This window comes from Paracoccus sp. ME4, from assembly GCF_046736325.1.
In the GTDB taxonomy this organism is placed as follows: domain Bacteria; phylum Pseudomonadota; class Alphaproteobacteria; order Rhodobacterales; family Rhodobacteraceae; genus Paracoccus.
Map to the genome: position 1 here is coordinate 1,051,419 of NZ_CP151276.1, position 20,581 is coordinate 1,071,999.

Genomic DNA, 20,581 nt, shown 5'->3' on the forward strand with positions numbered 1-20,581 from the left:
CAAGGGCCTTTCGTTCATGACATTCCGCTTCCTGCATTCCTCCGACCTGCATCTGGGCAAGCCCTTCGGCGGCTATCCCGAAGCGATCCGCAACCGCCTGCGTGAGGCGCGCCACGCCGCCATCGCCGGGCTGGCGCAGGCCGCGCGCGAGGGGGGTGCGACGGTGGTCCTACTGGCCGGCGACAGCTTCGACGCCGAGACCCCCGCGCCCGAGACGCTGCGCCAGGCCCTGCGCGCCATGGCGGAGGAGGGTGACATCACCTGGATCATGCTGCCCGGGAACCATGACAGCCTGGCCGCCTCCGAGCTGTGGCGGCGGATCGGCAGCGATGGCCCCGGGAACCTGGTTCCCGTGCTGAACGATGCGCCGCGCGCGCTGGCGCCGGACGTCTGGCTGCTGCCCGCGCCCTGCACGCAGCGCCGCGCCGGGCGCGACCTGACGCAGGCGATGGACGCCCCGACGCCCGAAGGCGCGCGCCGCATCGGGCTGGGCCACGGTCCCGTCACCGATTTCGACGAGGGCGAGGGGCGCAGCGGCATCATCCCGCCCGACCGCGCGCAGCGCTCGGGTCTGGACTATCTGGCCCTGGGGGACTGGCATGGCCAGCGCCGCATCGGGGCGCGCACCTGGTATTCGGGCGTGCCCGAGGCCGACAGCTTCAAGCATGACGGCCCGGCCGGCGCGCTGCTGGTCACCCTGGCGGGCGAGGCGGAGGTGCGCCCCGTGCCGGTGGGCCGGTTCCGCTGGCTGAGCCCGCAGCTGGACCTGCTGCCCGGAGAGGACATCGACGCCACGCTGGCGCGGGTTCTGCCCGACGCCCGGGCGCGTGACCACCTGGTCAGCCTGACCGCGCGGGGCCGCGTGACCTTGGCCGAACGCGCCGCGCTGGAGGCGGCGCTGGCCGCGGTCGCGCCCGATCACGGCTGGTTCGCGGCGGACCTGTCCGCGCTGGAGGTCGAGGCGCGGCCCGACGATCTGGACCTGATCGACCGCGCGGGCGCGCTGCGCGAAGCCGCCGAGGCGCTGATGGCCGAGACGCAGGACCCGCGCCTGGCGCAGTCCGACCGCGACATCGCCGCCGCCGCGCTGTCGCGGCTCTATGCGCTGGCGCAGGAGGTCCGGGCATGAGGCTGCGCCGGATCGAGCTGACCAACATCCGCCGCTTTGCCGGGCAGCGCGCCGTGCTGGAGGGGCTGGGCGACGGGGTGACGGTGCTATGCGAGCCGAACGAGAGCGGCAAGTCCACCTTCTTCGACGCGTTGCACGCGCTGTTCTTCGAACGCCACCGCAGCAGCCGCGCGCCGGTCCGCGCGCTGCAACCCCATGCGGGCGGCGCGCCCGAGATCGCGGTCGGGATCGAGTTGCCGCAGGGCGATTTCCTGCTGCGCAAGCGGTTCCTGTCGCGCCCGCAGGCCAGCGTGACGGACGGCCAGGGCCGACTGATCGCGCAGGAGGACGAGGCCGAGGCCTGGATCGACCGGCTGATGGCGGGCGGGCTGTCGGGGCCGTCGGGCCTCCTCTGGGTGCGGCAGGGCGTTCTGGGGCTGGAGCCGGAGGGGGCGGGTGCCGATCAGCGCCGTCAGCGCGAGGATGGCCTTGCGGCGCGGCGCGACCTGCTGTCCTCGGTCGCCGGAGAGATCGAGATGATGACCGGGGGGCGGCGCATGGACGCCGTGCTGGACCAGGTCCGCACCGAGATCGCGCGGCTGGCCACCGATACGGGGCGCCCGCGCGCGGGCGGTGAATGGAAGCGCGCCGTGGACGAGGCGAGGGCCCTGGCCGATCAGGAGACCGCGCTGCGCGAGCGCGCGCAGCGGCTGAGCGGCGATCTGGCCCGGCGGGCGCAGGTGCTGTCGGCGCTGGCGGCGCTTGGCGCGCCCGATGCGGTGGCCGCGCGGACCGCCGCGCTGGATTGGGCGCGACAGGCGCATGACGCGGCCCTGGCCCATGCCGACCGGCTGACCCATGCGGCGCGCGACTGCGAGGTCGCGCGGATGGCGCTGCAGGCCGCGACGCGTGAATGGCAGGATGCCCGCCAGCTGTCGGAGCGGACCCAGCAGGCGCGCGCGGGGCTGGCCACGGCCACGGCGGCGGCCGAGGCTGCCCGCGACCGAGCCGCGCTTCTGGCCGCGCGCGACGCGGAGGCGGGGGCGGCGGTCCTGGCCGCGGGTCAGGCGCTGCGCGGCCTGCGCGAGCGGATGGCCGCGGCGCAGCGGGCGCGTCTGGCGCGCGGCGCGCGGCAGCGGGCAGCGGACCTGGCCCGCACGCTGGACCGCGCGCTGGAGGTCGAGGCGCGGCTGCGCACTGACCGCGTGCAGCGGGGGCAGCTGTCGGTGACGCCCAAGGCGCTGGCCGAGGCGGAGCGTGCCCAGACCGCGCTGGATCGCCTGACCGCGCGGGCCGAGGCGCAGGCGGTCAGCATCGAGGTTGAACCTGATGGCCCGCCTGCGCTGCTGCCCGATGGAACCGCGTTGCCGCCCGGCGCGCGGACGGTGCTGGAACGGCTGCGGCTGACCCTGCCGGGCTTCGGGGCGCTGGTCATCGATCCGGGCACGGGGCAGGGCGGGGCGCTGGCGGCCGAGATGGCGGCGGCGCGGCGGGCGCTGGATCAGGCGCTGGCCGCCTGCGGTGCGGCGGAGCTGACGGTGGCGCGGGGCCTGCTGCAGCGGGCCGACCGGCTGGACGAGGCGCTGCGGCAGGGCGCGCAGGCGCTGGCCGATCTGGCGCCCGAGGGGCTGGAGGCGCTGCGCGACGCTTTGGCACGCGCCGAGGCCGAGGCGGGCGACGCCCCGTCCGAGGCCGAGGACCCCGCCCTGCTGGAGCCGGAACTGGACCGGGCCGAGGCGGTCGAGGCCGAGGCGCAGGCCCGCGCGACGGTGGCCGGGCAGGCCGCCGCCCAAGCCGAAGCGGCCAGCGCTGTTGCCGAGGCCGAGCGTCGTGCCGCCGCCCGCACGCTGGAGGCGGCCGAGGCGCAGGCCGGCGCGCCCGAGGCGCTGGCCGCGCGTCTGGCGGCGCTGAGCGCCGAGCGCCCCGCGCAGGAGGCCCGCCTGACCGGGGCCGAGGCGGCGCATCGTCGCCTGGCCGAGACCGCCCCCGACCTGGAGACCGCCCGCGCCGCCCTGACCCGCGCCACCAGCGTGGTCGAGCAGGCCCGCAAGGAGCAGGGCGATCTGTCGCAGGAGCGCGCGGGTCTGGACAGCCGCATCGCCACCTTGGCCGAGGAGGGGCTGGAGGAGACACTGGAGGATCTGGCCGGTCAGCGCGCCGCCACCGAGGCCCGCGCCGCGCGCTATGAGGCGGAGGTGGCCGCGCTGACCCGGCTGCGCGACGCGCTGGAGCAGGCGCGGACCCGTCAGCGGGACGCATACTTCCGCCCGGTCCTGCGCGAGCTGCAGCCCCTGCTGTCGATTCTGCATCCGGGCGCGGGCCTGCAGGTCGACGACGGCACGCTGCTGCCGCAGGCGCTGACGCGCGACGGTCAGGCCGAGTCGCTGGACATCCTGTCGGGCGGCACGCGCGAGCAGGTGGCGATCCTGACGCGGCTGGCCTTTGCGCGGCTGTTCGCGCAGGCGGGCCGGGCGGTGCCGGTGATCCTGGACGATGCGCTGGTACATACCGATGACGAGCGGATCGAGGCGATGTTCACCGCCCTGCACCGCATCGCCGCCGATCAGCAGGTGCTGGTCCTGACCTGCCGCCAGCGGGCCTTCGCCTCTCTGGGCGGGCATCGGGCACGGATGCGGATCGAGCCCGTCTGAGCCTCAGGGCGCGACCTGAGCGGCGATCCAGGCGCGAAAGCGCGCGAAGGCCGGATCGTCCTGCCGCCGGTCGGGCCAGGCCAGCCAATAGGCGCCTTCGCCCGGCACGCCGGCGCGCAGGATGGGATGCAGGCGGCCCTCGTCGATCTCGGGCTGGGCCAGATAGCTGGGCAGCAGCGCCACCCCCAGCCCCACGATGGCCGCCTGGATCATCATCGAGAACTGGTCCATCACCATGCCCGACACCGCGGGCGGCGTGCCGCCCTGGGCCGCGAACCAGGCCGCCCAGCCCGAGGGCCGCGTCTCCAGCTGCAGCATGGGCAGGCCGGCCATGTCTGCGGGCGAGGCGACCGGGTGGCGGGCCAGGAAATCGGCCGAGGCGCAGGCCGTCAGCCGCTCGTCGAACAGCCGCAGGTGATGCGCGTCCGGCCAGTCGGGCTGGCCGAAAAAGATCACCGCATCAAAGGCTTCTCCGGCAAAGCTGAAGCGCTGGATCTTGGTCGAGAGGTTGATCGAGATGCCGGGATTGTCCGACAGGAACTGCCCGATCCGGGGCGCCAGCCAGCGCGTGGCAAAGGTGGGCAGGACCGACAGCGACAGCACCCCCCCGCCCGGATTGGCGATCAGCCCCATGCTGGCGCGCTGGATCAGGTCCAGACCCTGCGTGATGGAGGACGCATAGGTCACCGCTTCGGGCGTGGGGATCAGGCGCTTGCGGTCGCGGATGAACAGCGCCTTGCCCAGCTGCCGCTCCAGCGCGGCGATCAGGCGGCTGACGGTGCTTTGGGTCAGGTGCAGCTCGTCCGCGGCGGCGGTGACCGAGGCGTGGCGCATCACCGCCTCGAAGGCGATCAGTTGGGACAGGCTGGGCAGGAACCGGCGTTGGCGCATGGGATCATTCATAGAATGCATGAACGCATGAGGAAACAGCGTTTTTCATGCCGTCTGCGTTGGGATAGGCTGTCCGCAACAGTCACCCGATGCAGGAATGATGCCATGCTGGACAAGACCACCGTCGATCACAAGGGCACGGCCTTTGCCTGGGAGGACCCCTTCCTGCTGGACGACCAGCTGGAGGAGGATGAGCGGATGATCCGCGACACCGCCGCCTCCTTTGCCGCCGACAAGCTGGCCCCGCGCGTCACCGACGCCTATCTGTCCGAACAGACCGACCCCGAGATCTTCCGTGAGATGGGCGCCAGCGGGTTGCTGGGCGTGACCATCCCCGAGGAATATGGCGGGGTCGGCGCGGGCTATGTCGCCTACGGCCTGGTCGCGCGCGAGGTCGAGCGGATCGACAGCGGCTATCGGTCCATGATGTCGGTGCAGTCGAGCCTGGTGATGTTCCCGATCCATGCCTACGGGTCGGAGGAGCAGCGGATGAAATACCTGCCGAAGCTGGCATCGGGCGAATGGATCGGCTGCTTCGGCCTGACCGAACCGGATGCAGGCTCCGACCCCGCCGGCATGAAGACCCGCGCGACCAAGACCGAGGGCGGCTATGTGCTGAACGGGTCCAAGATGTGGATCTCGAACAGCCCGATCGCGGATGTGTTCGTGGTCTGGGCCAAGTCCGAGGCGCATGGCGGCAAGATCCGCGGCTTTGTCCTGGAGAAGGGCATGAAGGGGCTGTCGGCGCCGAAGATCGGCGGCAAGCTGAGCTTGCGCGCATCCATCACCGGTGAGATCGTCATGGAGAATGTGGAGGTGTCCGAGGACGCGCTGCTGCCCAATGTCAGCGGGATGTCCGGCCCCTTCGGCTGTCTGAACCGCGCGCGTTACGGCATCAGCTGGGGCGTGATGGGGGCGGCCGAGGATTGCTGGTTCCGCGCGCATCGCTATGGCATGGACCGCAAGCAGTTCAACCGCCCCCTGGCCGCGACGCAGCTGTTCCAGAAGAAGCTGGCCGACATGCAGACCGAGATCGCCTTGGGCCTGCAGGCGTCCTTGCGCGTCGGTCGCCTGATGGATCAGGGCCGCTTCGCGCCCGAGATGATCTCGATCATCAAGCGCAACAATTGCGGCAAGGCGCTGGATATCGCGCGGATGTCGCGCGACATGCATGGCGGCAACGGCATCCAGGCCGAATACCACGTCATGCGCCACGCCCAGAACCTGGAGACGGTGAACACCTATGAGGGCACGCATGACGTCCACGCCCTGATCCTGGGCCGGGCGCAGACGGGGCTGCAGGCCTTTGCCTGAAGGCCCGCTCTCCGGCCTGCGCGTCGTCGAGCTGGCGCGCATCCTGGCCGGTCCCTGGATCGGCCAGACCTTGGCCGATCTGGGCGCCGAGGTCATCAAGGTCGAGGCCCCTGAAGGCGACGACACCCGCCGTTGGGGCCCGCCCTTCATCGACCGCCCCCGCGCCGACGGCACGTTGGAGACGGTCGCCGCCTATTTCCACGCCACCAATCGCGGCAAGACCAGCGTCACCTGCGACTTCAACGACGCGGGCGACCTGGACCGCCTGCGGGCGCTGATCGACGGCGCGGATGTGGTGATCGAGAATTTCAAGGCGGGCGGCCTGGCGCGGTTCGGGCTGGACTACGCGACGCTTTCGGCGCGCAATCCAGGGCTGGTCTATGCCTCGGTCACGGGCTTCGGGCAGACCGGGCCGCGGGCCAGCCAGCCGGGATACGACTTCATGATCCAGGGCATGGGCGGCATCATGGATCTGACCGGCGATCCGGCAGGCGATCCGCAGAAGGTCGGCGTGGCCTGGATCGACATCTTCACCGGCCTCTATGGCGTCATCGGCATCCAGGCGGCGCTGGCCGAACGGGCGCGCTCGGGGCAAGGGCAGCAGGTCGATCTGGCGCTGTTCGATTGCGCGGTGGGGGTGCTGGCCAATCAGGCCGCGAACCACCTGCTGGGCGGTGTGGAGCCCGCGCGGTTGGGCAATGCGCATCCGAACATCGTGCCCTATCAGGTCTTTCCGGCCCGCGACGGGCATCTGATCATCGCCTGCGGAAATGACCGTCAGTTTCGCGCGCTGTGCCTGGCGCTGAATCTGCCCGCGCTGGCGGAGGATCCGACGCTGGCCACTAATGCCCAGCGGGTGGCGGGTCGCGAGGCGCTGTGCGCGACGCTGGCGGAAGCCACCGCCAAGCATGCCCGCGCCGACCTGATCGCGGCGTTGACCGCCGCCGGGGTGCCCGCCGGGCCGATCAACCGCGTCTCCGAGGCGCTGTCGGACCCACAGGTGCAGGCGCGCGGCATGGTCGTGGCGCCCGAAGGCATCGCCGGGCTGCGCACGCCGATCACCCTGTCCCGCAGCCCAACGGTCGCCCAAGGCGCGGCGCCGGCCCTGGGCGAGGGCAGCTTCAGCTGGCGGCGGTGACCAACGGCGGCGCCTCGTGCAGAGGCAGCACCGCCCGCGCCGCCAGATCGCCCATCGCGCAGTCGAAGATGATGTCGCTGCCCAGACCGAAGACCCGCGTCTCGGGGCGCAGCGCGTCCTTCAGCTTGTCCACCGGCGACAGGCTGGTCAGGCCTTGCGGCCCCGACCCGATGATCAGCGGCGCGATGGAGACCTGAAGCCGATCCAGCAGACCCGCCTCCAGAAAGCCGGTGATGGTGATGCCGCCGCCCTCGATCAGCAGCGACCCCAGGCCCATCTCGCGCAGCCCCTCCAGCACGGCGGCGGGGTCCAGGCGGCCGTCGGGGGCGGGCAGGCGCAGCACCTCGATGCCGGGCGCGCGGGGGCGGCTGACGCCGGTCACGACGATCCGCCGCGCCCCGTCCGCCGCCAGCACCGGCGCATCGTCGGGCAGACGCCCGCGCGGATCGATGACGATGCGCGCGGGGTTGTGGCCGCTGCACAGGCGCACCGTCAGGCGCGGCTGGTCGTGCAGCGCCGTTTTGACCCCAATCACCACCCCGTCGACCAGCGCGCGCAGGCGGTGCAGATGGGCCAGACCCTCGGGGCCCGACACGTCGCGGGCATCGCCCGTGGCGGTAGCCACGCGCCCGTCCAGCGACTGGCCGATCTGGGCGATGGTGACCGGCCCCAGATCGCGCCGCGCGACCGGCGCATAGAGATCCAGCGCTGCCCGTTCGCCGGGGGTGAAGCGCCCGCAGCAGGCGCAGGCCTGGCCCGACCGGACGGACAGAAGCCGCTCCCAGACCCGAGGGGTGACATCGACGGCGTGCATGGGCAGTCCTCCTCTGGGTGTCAGGCCGTGCCGGGGGGCAGGGCCAGCATGTCGTGATGTCCGATCAGGACGCGGCTGTCGCCCGCCATGGCGGCGCGGCTGCGCCCCCAATCGCCGGCGACCGCCAAGCCTTTCTCGGACGCGGCCTCTGCGATGCCCTCGACCAGGGCGCGGTGCAGCGGGGCCTGATCGGGGCCGATGCGCCACGGGCTCTGGCCGGTCTGGACGTCGAAGCCCGCGTCGCGGAAGATGCGCGCGGCCATGGTCGCCGCATCCGGCCCGAGCGCGGGGCCGAGGCCCTTGTCGCCGCGCTGGTGGTCGTTGAAGGCGGCGGCGATGTCCACGTCGCGGGGCAGCTCGGGCTCCCACCGCATGATCCCGTCATAGGAGAGTGCGGCATAGAAGGGCAGGCCCGCCGCCGCCAGACGGTCCGCCAGCGCGCCGATCCAGTCGGCAGGCATCAGGTCCAGAAGCGCCGAGGCGGTGACCAGCGTCACTCCCTCCAACGGCAGAGCATCCAGATCGCGCAGGTCCAGCGCATGGACGGTGGCACGGCCAGGGGCCTCAGTCGCGGCCCGCTCCAGCAGCGCCGGGTCGTTGTCGACCAGATGCCAGCGGGCGGTGTCGGGCAGGTGGCCGCCAAGCGTGCGCAGCGTCGAGCCGGTGCCGCAGCCCAGGTCCAGCACCACCGGCTCGGGCCCGGCCACCTGCGCGGCCCGCGCCAGCAGCGCCGCGTCGCGGGCCGCCCGGTCGGCGGGTTCACGCAGGCTCAGCCATTCCGCCGAGAACCCCATGCTCAGATATCCCCTTCGAACCAGGCGCGGGCCATGTGGCTCTCGTGCAGCAGGACGCGCAGCTTCTTCACGCGGCCGCCATCCTTCAGCCCGCCGGCCCGCACGGTGTCGGCCATCCGGTCGAAGATGTGCTTGCACAGAAATTCGGTGGTGGTCATCTTCCCTTTGAACTCGGGAATGTCGTCTAGGTTCTTGTAGCGCAGCGGGGCCAGCGTCTCGGCCAGGGCCTCGGTCGCCAGGCCGATATCGACGACCAGGCTCTCGTGATCCATCTCGGTGGCGAAGAAGGCGCAGTCGACGGTGAAGGTCGCGCCATGCACGCCCTGCGCCGGACCGAAGGTCGGCGAGGGGAAGGAATGCGCGATCATGATATGGTCTCGGACTTCGACGGCGAACATGGTCTCTCCAGGGTCAGTAGATGATGCGGTGGCACAGCGTGGCAGGGTCGGCCAGGATGCCGGGATAGGCGTCGGGCAGATCGGCGAAGGCCGTCTGCCCCGAGATGAGCGCGTCCAGACGCGCGTCGCAGAGCAGGTCCAGCGCCTTGGTCAGGCGGCGACGATAGGTCCAGCGGGGTGCACGGTCGGGCGGGATGCTGCCCACCTGCGTGCTGACGATGCGCAGGCGGCGGCTGTGGAACGCGGCCCCCAGGGGCAGGGCCACATCGGCGCTGCCATGCCAGCTGGCCTCGGCGATGGTGGCCTGCGCGCCCGCCAGCGACAGGGCCAGGACCAGCCCGGCCTGCGTGGCGCTGGTGTGGATCACCACGTCCCGGTCGCCCGGGGCGTCCTCCGGGGCCGCGAAGGCGCAGCCCAACCCTTCGGCGACGGCACGGCGGTCGGGCAGGGGATCGACGACCGTCACCTCCGCGCCTGGAAGGCGCGCGGCCAGATAGCCGACCAGCAGCCCCACCAGACCGCCGCCCACGACGGCGATGCGGTCGCCCGCGCCTGCGTCGCTGTCCCAGAGGATGTTCAGCGCGGTCTCCATGTTCGCGGCCAGGACCGCGCGCTCGGGGGGCAGACCGTCCGGAAGCGGGATCAGCGCGTCGTCGGGCAGGCGATAGGCGTCCTGATGGGGAAACAGCGCAAAGACCGTCCGGCCCGCCAGCGGCCCGTCATGGACGGCCCCGACCGAGGCATAGCCGTATTTCACCGGAAACGGGAAATCGCCCTCCTGAAAGGGAGCGCGCATGCGGTCATGCTCGGCAACGGGGACCTTGCCCGACAGGACCAGCCGTTCGGTTCCCCGGCTGATGCCTGAGAACAGCGCGCGGACGGGCGTTCCCTCTCCTTCGGTCGCGGGGCGCATTCGGGCGCGGCCCGCATCGACGCACCACAGAGCTTGGGCGGTCATCCCAGCAGATGCCCGGACTTGCGGGCCTTGGTGTCCAGATAGCGGGTGTTGTCCGGACCGCGGCCGACCTGAAGCTCGACCCGTTCGGTCACGGTGATGCCCTCGCTGTCCAGACGGGCGATCTTGGCGGGGTTGTTGGTCATCAGGCGCACCTGGGCGACGCCCATTTGACGCAGCAGAGCCGCGCCGGTGCGGAAATCACGCTCGTCATCCTCGAAGCCGAGGCGGTGGTTCGCCTCGACCGTGTCGAAGCCCTGATCCTGCAGGCTGTAGGCGCGCATCTTGTTGGCCAACCCAATGCCGCGACCCTCCTGGTTCAGGTACAGCAGGATCCCCGACCCATGCGCCTCCATCGCGCGCAGCGCGGCGTTCAGTTGCGGGCCGCAGTCGCATTTCAGGCTGCCCAGAACGTCGCCGGTGAAGCAGGCCGAATGCAGGCGGACCAGCACGGGCTGGCTGCGGTCGGGGCTGCCGACCTCGACCGCGTAATGCTCGGGGCCGCCATCGGGGGCGCGGAAGACGTGCAGGCGCCCGTTCCGGGCCGCCAGCATCGGCACGCGCGCGTCCGAGACCGGGCGCGGATCGCGGGCCAGCAGGATCTGATCCATCACCTCATGCGCGTCCATCACGCCGAGGCCGCTCTGCAGCGCCATCTGCACGACATCGGGACCGGTCACGACCAGCGCGGCGGGCAGCAGCTCGGCCGCCTTGACCAGCCGGATCGCCGCGCGATGCAGCAGGGTCGGCGCCTGCTGGGGGGCCTGCGGCACGGCGCCGGAGGCCGGCATCTGCCGCGACGGATCGGCCAGCGCCTGGACCCAGTCAAGGCGCGCGCCGGCGGGGACTGGGATGCGGGCGACCTCGCCCTCGGGGACGCGCAGGCGCAGCGATTCCGCGCGGCGCGCGGTCAGGACCAGCTCTCCACCATGGCACAGGGCTGCGAAGCGGTCTGCGGACAGGGTCTCGACGGGCAGGACCAGCGTCGCGGCCGCACCGCCCAGCAGAACGACCGGCAGGCCCAGCCTGAGGTCCGAGACCATGCGCGCAACCCGCTCGGGGGTGTGCAGGGCAAGGGGGTTGGAAGATGGATCGGCCTGTTGGGAAACCGAAAGCGACACGGGAGTTATCGGAGGAAATACGCGCATATTCTATCCTTCGGCCCATTTTTGGGAAAGTGTCACATGACTGGCAACGCCTTGAAACACGGGCCAGTTCCGGTTCTGGTGCAGCTCTGTGGCAGAATGTCGCGAAACCGGTGGAACCCGGCCATGTTGTCGCAGCTTTCTGGACGCGGACCGCGGACCTGCCCTAGTCTGGGTGCCTGATCCAAAAGGAACCCACATGCAGTTTCGCGCCTATCTGGGGCTGATCCGGTCGCTTGCCATCTACTACAACCCGCTGCGGCGGCGTCAGTTGCGGGGCTTCTATGCCGACCTGCTGCGCCCCGGTCAGCTGGCCTTCGACATCGGCGCCCATGTCGGCAGCCGCGCCCGCGCGATGCGGGCGGCGGGCGCGCGGGTCGTCGCCTGCGAGCCGCAGGAGCCCTTCGCGGGCTTTCTGCGCCGCAGCCTGCCGCGCGACATCGTGCTGATCCGCCAGGCCGTCGGTCCTGCGGAGGCCGTGGCGCGGATGGCGGTGTCGTCGCTGCACCCGACGGTCTCCTCGCTCAGCACCAGCTTCGCGGCGGAGGCGGCCGAGGCGCCCGGCTTCGAGCATGTCCGGTGGGACCGCAGCCAGGAGGTCCGCGTGACCACCATGGACGCGCTGATCGCGGCCCACGGCCTGCCCGACTTCGTCAAGATCGACGTCGAGGGGTTCGAGCTGGACGTGCTGGCCGGGCTGTCGCGGCCGGTGCCGATGCTGTCGGTCGAGTACCTGCCCGCCTTCCGCGACCGCACGCTGGCGGTGATCGACCGGCTGGAGGCCTTGGGCGCCTATCGCTTCAACCCGGTCGCCGGAGAGGCGGGCGGGTTCCTGTGGCCCGAGTGGCGCGACGCGGCGGGGGCGCGGGACTGGCTGGCGGGGCTGCCCGCCGATGCCGGGTCGGGCGACCTTTACGCGCGGCTGGCCTGAGGCGCGCGCAGCCGGGCGGCCAGGTCGTCGAACAGCGCGGGCGGGGCGGTGATGACGGTGCCGTGGGTCTCGGGGCGTTCGTCGGGGGTCCAGCCCTCGACGCGCATCCCGGCCTCGCGCACCAGGACCAGCCCGGCCGAGATGTCCCACGGCCGCAGCCGCCGTTCCCAGAAGCCGTCCAGCCGCCCGGCCGCGACATAGGCCAGATCCAGCGCCGCCGCCCCCATGCGCCGGATGCCCGCCGTGCCGGGCAGCACCCGCGCCAAGTCGTCGGCGTGATCGTCGATATGGGGCATGGTGCCGAAGGGCAGGCCGGTCCCGAACAGCGCCGCGTCAAAGCCCACGGGCGCCGCCGGCACGACGGGCGCGCCGTTCAGGTGCAGCCCGCCGCCGGTGACGGCGCTGAAGGTCTCCGCTTTCAGCGGGTCGTGGACCACGCCCAGGACCAGCCGCCCGTCCACCTCCAACGCGATCGACACGGCCCAATGCGCGATGCCGCGCAGGAAGTTCGTCGTGCCGTCCAGCGGATCGACGATCCAGCGCCGCGTGCCGGGGCTGGGGGCGCTCTCCTCGCCCAGCCAGCCGTCGCCCGGCCGCGCCTCCAGCAGCCGCTTGCGCAGCAGCGCCTCGGACTGGTGGTCGGCCTGCGACACGAAGTCGCCCTGCCGTTTAGCGTCGATGGTCAGCGTGCCGCGGTCGTCCCAATGGGCGCGCAGCAGGTCTCCCGCCTCATGGGCGGCCTGTTCGGCCAGGATCAGATCGTCGGCAAGGGTCATGGGACGGGTCCTTCGTTCGGGCGCGAGGCGGCCGCACACGGGATTATCAGTTGCACCGCCGCTGCCAAGCGGCAATCTGCCCGCAACGCCGCGCGGGCGAGGGTCCCGCGGCATCTCCGGACCACTGCAACCCCGCCACCTCGGGGAGAACAAGGAACCGAACCGCATGCGCATCGTCAAGGCGACCCTGGGGGCCATCGTGATCGTGGGTGCGGGGGTTCTGGGTATGACCCTGGCCGACCGTTTCCTGTCCGCGCCCGAACCGCAGGCCGGTGGCGGCGGCGGGCCGGGGCGCGGCGGCGATGCCGTGGCGGTCGAGACCGTCGCCGTGGGGATCGAGCGTTTCGTGGACACGGTTCGGGCCGTCGGCACCGCCCGGGCGCGCAGCGCGGTCGACCTGATGCCCGAGGCCAGCGGCCGGATCGCCCGCATCGCCTTTGAATCGGGCGCCGAGGTGCGGCAGGGCGACGTCCTGCTGGAACTGGACGCGCGGGCCGAGGAGGCCGACCTGGCCGCCGCCGAGGCGACCCTGGCCGAGGCCGATGCGGCCTTTGCCCGGCAGGAGCAGCTGAACGCCAGCGGATCGTCCTCGGACGCGGCCTTCCAGACGGCGCGGGCCGCGCAGCTGCGCGCCCAGGCCGAACGCGACCGCGCCCGGGTGGCGCTGGAGGATCGGCAGCTGCGCGCGCCCTTCTCGGGCGTGATCGGCCTGACCGACCTCGTCGAGGGGCAGATGCTGGACAGCGGCACCCTGATCGCCACGCTGGACGACCCGTCGGTGATCGAGGTCGATTTCGCCGTCCCCGAGACGCTGCTGCCGCGGCTGGCCACGGGGCAGGCGGTGCAGCTGCGCTCCTCGGCCTGGCCCGACCGGGTGTTCGATGCGCGCATCACCCGCATCGACACGCGCGTGGACGCGGCGACGCGCTCCATCGCGCTGCGCGCCGAGATGCCCAACCCCGACCGCGCTTTGACCGGCGGCATGTTCCTGCAGGTCGAGCTGGTCCTGGCCGAACGCGAGCGTCCCGCCGTGCCCGAATCCGCCCTGAGCGTCGAGGGCGACACCAGCCGCGTCCTGGTGGTCAGCGACGGCGCCGCGGCCTGGGCCGAGATCCGCACCGGACAGGAGGAGGGCGGCCTGGTCGAGGTGCTGGAGGGCATCGACCCCGGCACCCAGATCATCGTGTCGAACCTGCACCGCGTGCAGCCCGGAACCCCCGTCGCCGCGACGCTGCGCGCCGAACGCACCGCCAAGGCCGCCCCCGTGACCGGAGCGGACGGATGAGCGTCCCGCATTTCTCGCTGCGCCGCCCGGTCTTCGCCATCGTCATCAACCTGCTGATCGTGCTGATCGGCGCGGTCGCGCTGACGCGCCTGCCGGTCCGCGAGCTGCCCTCGGTCGAAGCGGCCGAGGTCAGCGTGCGCGTGAACTACACCGGTGCAGCGCCCGACGTGGTCGACAACCAGCTGGCCACCGTGATCGAGGGCGCGCTGGCCGGGGTCAGCGGCGTCACCGCGATGCGCACCAGTTCCGACCGGGGCCGCATGCGCACGGTGCTGACCTTCGATCCGGGCCGCGACATCGACAGCGCCGCCAACGACGTGCGCGCCGCGGTCGAACGGGTGCTGAACGACCTGCCCGACGGCGCCGACACCCCGAGCGTCGAGAAGAACGACGACGAGGGCGACCCGGTGATCCGCCTGGCGCTGTCCAGCCCGTCGCTGACGCCGCTGGAGCTGTCGGACTATGCCGACCGCTTCGTCACCGACCGCCTGGCGCGCCTGCCCGGCGTGGCCAGCGCGCAGATCTTCGGAGAGCGCGCGCCCTCCATGCGCATCTGGCTGGACCAGACCCGCATGGCCGCCTACGGCATCACCTCGGGCGACATCATCGCCGCGCTGCAGGCCAACAACGTCGAACTGCCCGCGGGCCAGATCGAGACCGACGCCCGCCAGTTGCAGGTCCTGGCGCAGACGCGCTTCACCACCGCCGACGTGTTCGCGCAGGTCGTGCTGCGCGACGAGGGCGGCCGGCCCCTGCGCCTCGGCGATGTCGCGCGCATCGAGGAGGGGGCCGAGACCACGACCACCATCTATCGCGCCAACGGGGTGATCGCCCTGGGCCTGGGCGTGCTGCCGCAGGCGCAGTCGAACACCGTCGCCATCTCCAGCGCGGTCAAGGAGGAGCTGGAGCGCATCGCGCCGACCCTGCCCGACGGCATGGAGCTGCGCGTGACCACCGACGAGGCGGTCTTCATCGAGAGCTCGATCGAGCAGGTGGTCAAGGTCTTCCTCGAGGCGGTCGTGCTGGTCATGGCGGTGATCTTCCTGTTCCTCGGCTCGGCGCGGCTGTCGCTGGTGCCGATCGTGACGATCCCGGTCTCGGCGCTCGGGGCGGCCCTGGGAATGCTGGTGCTGGGCTTCACCATCAACATCCTGACGCTCTTCGCGCTGATCTTGGCGATCGGCCTGGTCGTGGACGACGCCATCGTCGTGCTGGAGAACATCCAGCGCCACCGCGCCATGGGCAAGTCGCGCCTGGAGGCCGCCCGCGACGGCGCGGCGCAGGTCAGCTTCGCCGTCATCGCCACCACCGCCGTGCTGATCGCGGTCTTCGTGCCGGTCAGCTTCATGGAGGGCGAACTGGGCCAGCTCTTTGCCGAATTCGGCATCGTGCTGGCCATCGCGGTGGCGGTGTCGGGGCTGGTCGCGCTGACGCTCAGCCCGGTGCTGGCCGCGCGCGTCATGCCGCGCGAGGACCGGCCGAACCTGCTGACCCGAAGCGTGAACCGCGTCATCGGCTGGCTGGAGCGGGGCTATGACCGGATCCTGGCGCGGATGATCGCGCGGCCCGTGGCGATCCTGGCGGGCACCGCCTTCATCGTGGCGGGGTCGGTCTCGGTCTATCAGGCGCTGCCCCGTCAGCTGACCCCGGACGAGGATCGCGGCAGCCTGCGCATCATGCTGAACGCGCCGCAGGGGTCGAACCTGGACTATACCGACGCCGCCGCCCGCCGGGTCGAGGCGATGATCCAGCCGCTGCGCGATCAGGGCATCGTCGAGAACATCACGACCATCGTCGGGCTGGGCAGCGATTCGCGCCGCGCGCTGATGCTGATCAACCTGTCGCCCTGGGATGCGCGCGACCTGTCGGTGGACGATGTCATGGCCGAGCTGCGCCCGCAGCTGAGCGCGATGACCGAGGTCTCGACCTCCATCCGGCCCTCGGGCGGGCTGGGCCTGGGCGGCGGCAGCGGCTCGATCAGCTGGTCCATCGGCGGGCCGGACCTGGCGCGCGCCGCGCAATGGTCCGACGAGGTCGCGGCCCGTCTGGCCGACGCGCCGGGCCTGGCCGCGATCGAGGTCGATTACGCCGCCAACCAGCCCGGCGCCTCGCTGGAGATCGACCGCACCCGCGCGCAGGACCTGGGCCTGGACAGCCAGACCGTGGCCCAGACCCTCCAGGTGCTGTTCGCGTCCCGCACCGTGGGCGAATACAGCAGCGACGGGCGGCAGTATCCAGTGATCCTGCAGGCCGCCCCCGAGGATCGCGACAGCGTGCAGGACATGCTGTCGGTGCTGATCCGCAACACCCGGGGCGACCTGATCCCGCTGTCGGCCTTCGCCGAGATCACCACGGGCGCCACCGTCCCCTCCATCGACCGCTATGACCGGCTGATCTCGGTCGAGACCCAGGCCGACCTGGTCGAGGGCACCGATCTGGCCCGCGCCATCGCCACGGTCGAGGCCGCGGCGGCCGACCTGCCCGCTGGCGCGCTGCTGGTCTGGCGCGGACAGGCGGCGGATTACCAGGAGAACCAAGGGGGCGTCGCCACCGTCTTCGCCATGGCGCTGCTGATCGTGTTCCTGGTGCTGGCCGCGCAGTTCGAGAGCTTCCGCACGCCGCTGACGATCATGCTGACCGTGCCCCTGGGGCTGGCGGGCGCGGTGGTCACGCTGCTGCTGACGGGGGCGTCGGTCAACATCTTCTCGCAGGTGGGGATGATCCTGCTGATCGGGATCATGGCCAAGAACGGCATCCTGATCGTGGAATTCGCCAACCAGCTGCGCGAGGAGGGGCGCGACCTGCTGACCGCCGCGCGCGAGGGCGCGGTGACCCGCCTGCGTCCGGTGATGATGACCACCATCGCCACCATCCTGGGCGCGGTGCCGCTTGCCACCGCCACGGGCGCGGGGGCCGAGAGCCGCCGGGCCATCGGCGCGGTCATCGTGGGCGGGCTGTCGCTGGCCTTCGTGCTGACGCTGTTCCTGACGCCGGTCATCTACGTTCTGATCGAACGGATCGGCCGGCGCGACACCGTCCCGGAACCCGCGCCTCAGCCCGCGGAATAGGACCGCGCGGCCAGCATCTCCAGGATGACGCCCAGGGATGCGCCCATATGCGCGCGCATCCGTTCGGCGGCCAGATCGGCGTCGCGCGCGGTGATCGCGGCCAGGATCGCCCGATGCTCGGCGCGCGAGGTCGCGATGCGGGCCTGACGCGCGCTGAACTGCGCATTGCGCCAAGGCAGGCTGCGGCGGTCCAGATCCACCAGCAGCTCGGCCAGCACCGCGTTGCCCGCCCCCTGCCGCAGCCGCGCGTGAAAGCGGATGTTGGCCTCGGCATAATCCGATCCGGGAAGGTCGTCGCGGTCCAGGATGCCCGCCAGCAGCGCGTGGTCGGTGGGCGTCATGCGCAGCGCGGCGAGGCTGGCGCAGAGCGCCTCCAGCTCGGCCAGGGCCTCGAACAGATGGCGCAGGGCGTCATCGCTCATCCGGCGCACGACGAAGGCGCGGCGCGGCCCGCGTTCGACCAGCCCCTCGGCCGCCAGCCGCTGCAGCGCCTCGCGCACCGGGGTGCGCGACAGGCCGAACCGCGCGGCCAGTGCCGTCTCGGCCAGCGGATCGCCCGGACGCAGGCCGCCCGACACGATCTGCTGGGACAGGGCGGCGTGGACCTGATCGGCCGAACGGGTGGCGGTCATGCGGGTCGTCCCCTGATTGTATTCCTGTGCCATGAATATGTATACATGTGCGGACGACATGGCCACCTGATTCCCGAGCGGAGGACCCCCATATGACGACATTCGATTTCCTGTCCGGCAGGCGCCCGCCCAGCTATGCGGGCCGGGCGATGGTGGCGACCTCGCATCCGCTGGCCAGCGCCGCGGGCTTGCAGGTCCTGGCCGAGGGTGGCAATGCGGTCGATGCGGCCATCGCGGCCAGCGCGGTGCAGGCGGTGGTCGATCCGCTGATGACCGGCATCGGCGGCGACTGCTTCGCGCTCTATGCGCCCGCCGAAGGACCCGTCCGGGCGCTGAACGGATCGGGGCGCGCGCCCGCCGCAGCCACGGTCGAGGCGCTGCGCGAGGCCGGCCTGACCGACGCCATCCCGCAGGGCAGCCCGCATGCGGTGACCGTGCCGGGCGCGATCTCGGCCTGGTGCCGGCTGCATGCCGATCTGGGCCGCCTGCCGCTGTCGCGGCTGTTCCGCGACGCGATCGCCCATGCGCGGGACGGCTTTCCGGTCACCCCCCGCGTGGCCCAGGACTGGGCGGAACTGCAGGCGACCGTCGCGGCCCATCCGCAGGCTGCCGCGCATTTCCTGCCCGTGCCCGCCCCGGGCAGCCGCTTTGCCCAGCCCCTGCTGGCCGACCGGCTGGAGGAGATCGCGGCGCAGGGACCCGCGGCCTTCTATCAAGGCGCGACCGCCGCGCGGATGGTCGCGCATCTGCGCGCCTTGGGCGGCCTGCATACCGAACAGGATTTCGCCGAGGCGACCGACGGCGCGGAATGGGTTGCGCCGATCAGCGCCGCCTATCGCGGCTTCGACATCCACGAATGCCCGCCGAACGGGCAGGGGCTGGCCGCGCTGCTGATCCTGAAGATCATCGAAGGGTTCGACATGGCTGCGCTGTCCCCGGCCGACCGCATCCATGTACAGGCCGAGGCGACGAAGCTGGCCTATCACCACCGCGACGAACTGCTGGGCGACCCCGACCATTGCGCGGGTCTGACCGAGCGGCTGCTGTCGGAGCCGGCCATCGCGGCGCTGCGGGCGCGCATCGAAATGGGTCGCGCCCAGCCCCCCGCGCTGTGGGACGAGCCCGAGCACAAGGACACCATCTATCTGTGCGTGGTCGATGCCGAGGGCAATGCGGTGTCCTTCATCAACTCGATCTTCCACGGCTTCGGGTCGGGGCTGCTGGACCCGGCGACCGGCGTCCTGTTCCAGAGCCGCGGCGCATCCTTCCGGCTGATCCCCGGCCACCCGAACGCCATCGGACCGCGCAAGCGCCCGATGCACACCATCATTCCCGGCATGGTCACCCAAGGCGGCCGCACGGTCATGCCCTTCGGCGTGATGGGCGGGCAGTATCAGGCGGCGGGCCATGCGGCCTTCCTGTCGGCGGTGATCGACCGGGGCCTGTCGCTGCAGGCGGCCATGGACGAACCGCGGACCTTCGCCACCGAGGGCGTGCTGCAGGTGGAGGCCAGCCTGCCGCAGAAGATCTGCGACGATCTGGCCGCGCGCGGCCACGTCATCCGCCGCCTGACCGGCCCGATGGGGGGCGCGCAGGCGATCCGCATCGGCGACGGCGTGCTGGAGGGCGGGTCCGACAGTCGCAAGGACGGCATGGCCATCGGCCTGTAAGGAGAACGACATGGGCTTTCTGAAACGCATCGGGATCGACAGCTACATGCTGATGCTGCTGGGCACGGTGCTGCTGGGGCTGGCGCTGCCCGCGCGCGGCGTCGCGGCCGAGGGGCTGGGGCAGGTGACCTACTGGGCGGTCGCGCTGCTGTTCTTCCTCTATGGCGCCAAGCTGGACCCGGCCTCGGTCAGGGCAGGGATGCTGAACTGGCGGCTGCAGGGGCTGACCTTCGCCGCGACCTATCTGATGATCCCGGTCCTGGGCATGGCCTTCGCGTTGATCTTCGGCGACCTGCTGGGACCGCAGGTGACCCTGGGGCTGGTGTTCCTGGCGCTGCTGCCCTCGACCATCCAGAGCTCCATCGCCTTCGTGTCGATGGCGGGCGGCAACGTGCCCGCGGCGATCTGCGCGGCATCGCTCTCGAACCTTGTGGGGGTGGCGCTGACGCCCGCGCTGGTCGCGCTGCTGCTGAAGACCGGCGAGGGCGGGGTCGAGCTGGATGCCGTGCTGCGCATCGGCACGCAGATTCTGCTGCCCTTCGTGCTGGGCCAGCTGCTGCGCCCCTGGGTCGGAGCCTTCGTGCGCAACCGCAAGACGCTGACGCTGGTCGTCGATCGCGGGGCGATCCTGCTGATCGTCTATTCGGCCTTCAGCGCGGGCACGGTCTCGGGGCTCTGGGCGTCGATCCCGCCCACGGCGCTGATCGCGCTGATCGCGGTGATGCTGGTGATGCTGGCCTGTGTCTTCGGGATGATGGCGGGGGTGGGGCGCGCCTTCGGCATGCCGGTCGAGGACCGCACCGTCCTGTTCTTCTGCGGGTCGACGAAGAGCCTGGCCACGGGCCTGCCCATCGCCACCGCGCTGTTCCCGGCCGAGACGGTCGGCGCCACGGTCCTGCCGCTGCTGGTCTATCACATGGCGCAGCTGTTGATCTGCGCGATGATCGCGCAGGGTCGCGCGCGGCGGAACGCGACCGCGCTGGTCGCCTGAAAGGCCTGCGGCGCAGGGAA

General features: G+C 71.8%; 17 protein-coding genes. 9 read left to right on the forward strand and 8 right to left on the reverse strand.

Features of this window, described 5'->3' with window-relative positions:
- Window positions 1–16 precede the first annotated feature (16 nt).
- Together AACG61_RS05350 and AACG61_RS05355 are read left to right on the forward strand one after the other, a co-directional pair.
- Entirely contained in the window at window positions 17–1,129 is a 1,113-nt protein-coding gene (locus AACG61_RS05350) for a metallophosphoesterase family protein (protein ID WP_411838969.1), read from the forward strand.
- Entirely contained in the window at window positions 1,126–3,759 is a 2,634-nt protein-coding gene (locus AACG61_RS05355) for an AAA family ATPase (protein ID WP_411838970.1), read from the forward strand. Before AACG61_RS05350 ends, AACG61_RS05355 begins: the two co-directional genes overlap by 4 nt.
- 3 nt (window positions 3,760–3,762) lie before the next feature.
- Here the strand turns inward: AACG61_RS05355 and AACG61_RS05360 are convergent, their stop codons facing one another.
- A complete protein-coding gene (locus AACG61_RS05360) occupies window positions 3,763–4,650 on the reverse strand; it encodes a LysR substrate-binding domain-containing protein (RefSeq protein ID WP_411838971.1) in 888 nt (295 codons plus the stop codon).
- A gap of 105 nt (window positions 4,651–4,755) precedes the next feature.
- Between AACG61_RS05360 and AACG61_RS05365 the strand changes: the two genes are divergently transcribed.
- Together AACG61_RS05365 and AACG61_RS05370 are read left to right on the forward strand one after the other, a co-directional pair.
- The gene (locus tag AACG61_RS05365; RefSeq protein ID WP_349374682.1) at window positions 4,756–5,964 is read left to right on the forward strand and encodes an acyl-CoA dehydrogenase; all 1,209 of its coding nucleotides are present in this window, start codon (window positions 4,756–4,758) and stop codon (window positions 5,962–5,964) included.
- Complete coding sequence (locus AACG61_RS05370) at window positions 5,957–7,102, forward strand: CaiB/BaiF CoA transferase family protein (protein ID WP_411838972.1); 1,146 nt, start codon at window positions 5,957–5,959, stop codon at window positions 7,100–7,102. Before AACG61_RS05365 ends, AACG61_RS05370 begins: the two co-directional genes overlap by 8 nt.
- Here the strand turns inward: AACG61_RS05370 and AACG61_RS05375 are convergent.
- Genes AACG61_RS05375 through ribA form a run of 5 tightly spaced genes read right to left on the reverse strand, consistent with a single transcriptional unit; the run spans window position 7,086 to window position 11,106 of the window.
- Window positions 7,086–7,916, reverse strand: coding sequence for a RibD family protein (locus AACG61_RS05375; protein WP_411838973.1), 831 nt, complete (start codon window positions 7,914–7,916; stop codon window positions 7,086–7,088). The genes AACG61_RS05370 and AACG61_RS05375 overlap by 17 nt on opposite strands.
- Before the next feature lie 20 nt (window positions 7,917–7,936).
- Window positions 7,937–8,710: a class I SAM-dependent methyltransferase gene (locus AACG61_RS05380; RefSeq protein ID WP_411838974.1), complete on the reverse strand. Its 774-nt coding sequence runs from the start codon at window positions 8,708–8,710 to the stop codon at window positions 7,937–7,939.
- Window positions 8,711–8,712: 2 nt separating this feature from the next.
- Window positions 8,713–9,108: a 6-pyruvoyl trahydropterin synthase family protein gene (locus tag AACG61_RS05385; RefSeq protein WP_411838975.1), complete on the reverse strand. Its 396-nt coding sequence runs from the start codon at window positions 9,106–9,108 to the stop codon at window positions 8,713–8,715.
- A 13-nt stretch (window positions 9,109–9,121) separates the two neighbouring features.
- The gene (locus AACG61_RS05390) at window positions 9,122–10,066 is read right to left on the reverse strand and encodes a zinc-dependent alcohol dehydrogenase (RefSeq protein WP_411838976.1); all 945 of its coding nucleotides are present in this window, start codon (window positions 10,064–10,066) and stop codon (window positions 9,122–9,124) included.
- The gene (ribA, locus tag AACG61_RS05395; RefSeq protein WP_411838977.1) at window positions 10,063–11,106 is read right to left on the reverse strand and encodes a GTP cyclohydrolase II; all 1,044 of its coding nucleotides are present in this window, start codon (window positions 11,104–11,106) and stop codon (window positions 10,063–10,065) included. Before ribA ends, AACG61_RS05390 begins: the two co-directional genes overlap by 4 nt.
- A 301-nt stretch (window positions 11,107–11,407) precedes the next feature.
- On the opposite strand from ribA, the gene AACG61_RS05400 reads away from it, so the two are divergent.
- Window positions 11,408–12,139, forward strand: a complete 732-nt coding sequence (locus AACG61_RS05400) for an FkbM family methyltransferase (protein WP_411838978.1) — start codon at window positions 11,408–11,410, stop codon at window positions 12,137–12,139.
- Here AACG61_RS05400 and AACG61_RS05405 read toward each other — a convergent pair.
- Window positions 12,121–12,915 carry an inositol monophosphatase family protein gene (locus AACG61_RS05405; protein ID WP_411838979.1) on the reverse strand — a complete coding sequence of 265 codons (795 nt, stop codon included), beginning with the start codon at window positions 12,913–12,915 and terminating at the stop codon, window positions 12,121–12,123. The two genes, AACG61_RS05400 and AACG61_RS05405, sit on opposite strands and share 19 nt — an antisense overlap.
- A gap of 166 nt (window positions 12,916–13,081) precedes the next feature.
- Between AACG61_RS05405 and AACG61_RS05410 the strand changes: the two genes are divergently transcribed.
- Together AACG61_RS05410 and AACG61_RS05415 are read left to right on the forward strand one after the other, a co-directional pair.
- Window positions 13,082–14,200 (forward strand): efflux RND transporter periplasmic adaptor subunit, encoded by a 1,119-nt coding sequence (locus tag AACG61_RS05410; protein WP_411838980.1) that lies wholly within the window; start codon window positions 13,082–13,084, stop codon window positions 14,198–14,200.
- Complete coding sequence (locus AACG61_RS05415) at window positions 14,197–17,268, forward strand: efflux RND transporter permease subunit (RefSeq protein ID WP_411838981.1); 3,072 nt, start codon at window positions 14,197–14,199, stop codon at window positions 17,266–17,268. Before AACG61_RS05410 ends, AACG61_RS05415 begins: the two co-directional genes overlap by 4 nt.
- Here the strand turns inward: AACG61_RS05415 and AACG61_RS05420 are convergent.
- Window positions 17,253–17,933 (reverse strand): GntR family transcriptional regulator, encoded by a 681-nt coding sequence (locus AACG61_RS05420; RefSeq protein WP_411838982.1) that lies wholly within the window; start codon window positions 17,931–17,933, stop codon window positions 17,253–17,255. The genes AACG61_RS05415 and AACG61_RS05420 overlap by 16 nt on opposite strands.
- A 59-nt stretch (window positions 17,934–17,992) precedes the next feature.
- On the opposite strand from AACG61_RS05420, the gene AACG61_RS05425 reads away from it, so the two are divergent.
- Window positions 17,993–19,570: a gamma-glutamyltransferase family protein gene (locus tag AACG61_RS05425; protein ID WP_411838983.1), complete on the forward strand. Its 1,578-nt coding sequence runs from the start codon at window positions 17,993–17,995 to the stop codon at window positions 19,568–19,570.
- Window positions 19,571–19,580: 10 nt separating this feature from the next.
- Window positions 19,581–20,561: a bile acid:sodium symporter family protein gene (locus tag AACG61_RS05430; protein ID WP_411838984.1), complete on the forward strand. Its 981-nt coding sequence runs from the start codon at window positions 19,581–19,583 to the stop codon at window positions 20,559–20,561.
- Window positions 20,562–20,581 lie beyond the last annotated feature (20 nt).

Coding starts and splice junctions, on each gene's coding strand:
- AACG61_RS05350 (WP_411838969.1), top strand. CDS start 17: ATGACATTCCGCTTCCTGCATTCCTCCGACCTGCATCTGGGCAAGCCC.
- AACG61_RS05355 (WP_411838970.1), top strand. CDS start 1,126: ATGAGGCTGCGCCGGATCGAGCTGACCAACATCCGCCGCTTTGCCGGG.
- AACG61_RS05360 (WP_411838971.1), bottom strand. CDS start 4,650: ATGCGCCAACGCCGGTTCCTGCCCAGCCTGTCCCAACTGATCGCCTTC.
- AACG61_RS05365 (WP_349374682.1), top strand. CDS start 4,756: ATGCTGGACAAGACCACCGTCGATCACAAGGGCACGGCCTTTGCCTGG.
- AACG61_RS05375 (WP_411838973.1), bottom strand. CDS start 7,916: ATGCACGCCGTCGATGTCACCCCTCGGGTCTGGGAGCGGCTTCTGTCC.
- AACG61_RS05380 (WP_411838974.1), bottom strand. CDS start 8,710: ATGGGGTTCTCGGCGGAATGGCTGAGCCTGCGTGAACCCGCCGACCGG.
- AACG61_RS05385 (WP_411838975.1), bottom strand. CDS start 9,108: ATGTTCGCCGTCGAAGTCCGAGACCATATCATGATCGCGCATTCCTTC.
- AACG61_RS05390 (WP_411838976.1), bottom strand. CDS start 10,066: ATGACCGCCCAAGCTCTGTGGTGCGTCGATGCGGGCCGCGCCCGAATG.
- ribA (WP_411838977.1), bottom strand. CDS start 11,106: ATGGTCTCGGACCTCAGGCTGGGCCTGCCGGTCGTTCTGCTGGGCGGT.
- AACG61_RS05400 (WP_411838978.1), top strand. CDS start 11,408: ATGCAGTTTCGCGCCTATCTGGGGCTGATCCGGTCGCTTGCCATCTAC.
- AACG61_RS05405 (WP_411838979.1), bottom strand. CDS start 12,915: ATGACCCTTGCCGACGATCTGATCCTGGCCGAACAGGCCGCCCATGAG.
- AACG61_RS05410 (WP_411838980.1), top strand. CDS start 13,082: ATGCGCATCGTCAAGGCGACCCTGGGGGCCATCGTGATCGTGGGTGCG.
- AACG61_RS05415 (WP_411838981.1), top strand. CDS start 14,197: ATGAGCGTCCCGCATTTCTCGCTGCGCCGCCCGGTCTTCGCCATCGTC.
- AACG61_RS05420 (WP_411838982.1), bottom strand. CDS start 17,933: ATGGCACAGGAATACAATCAGGGGACGACCCGCATGACCGCCACCCGT.
- AACG61_RS05425 (WP_411838983.1), top strand. CDS start 17,993: ATGACGACATTCGATTTCCTGTCCGGCAGGCGCCCGCCCAGCTATGCG.
- AACG61_RS05430 (WP_411838984.1), top strand. CDS start 19,581: ATGGGCTTTCTGAAACGCATCGGGATCGACAGCTACATGCTGATGCTG.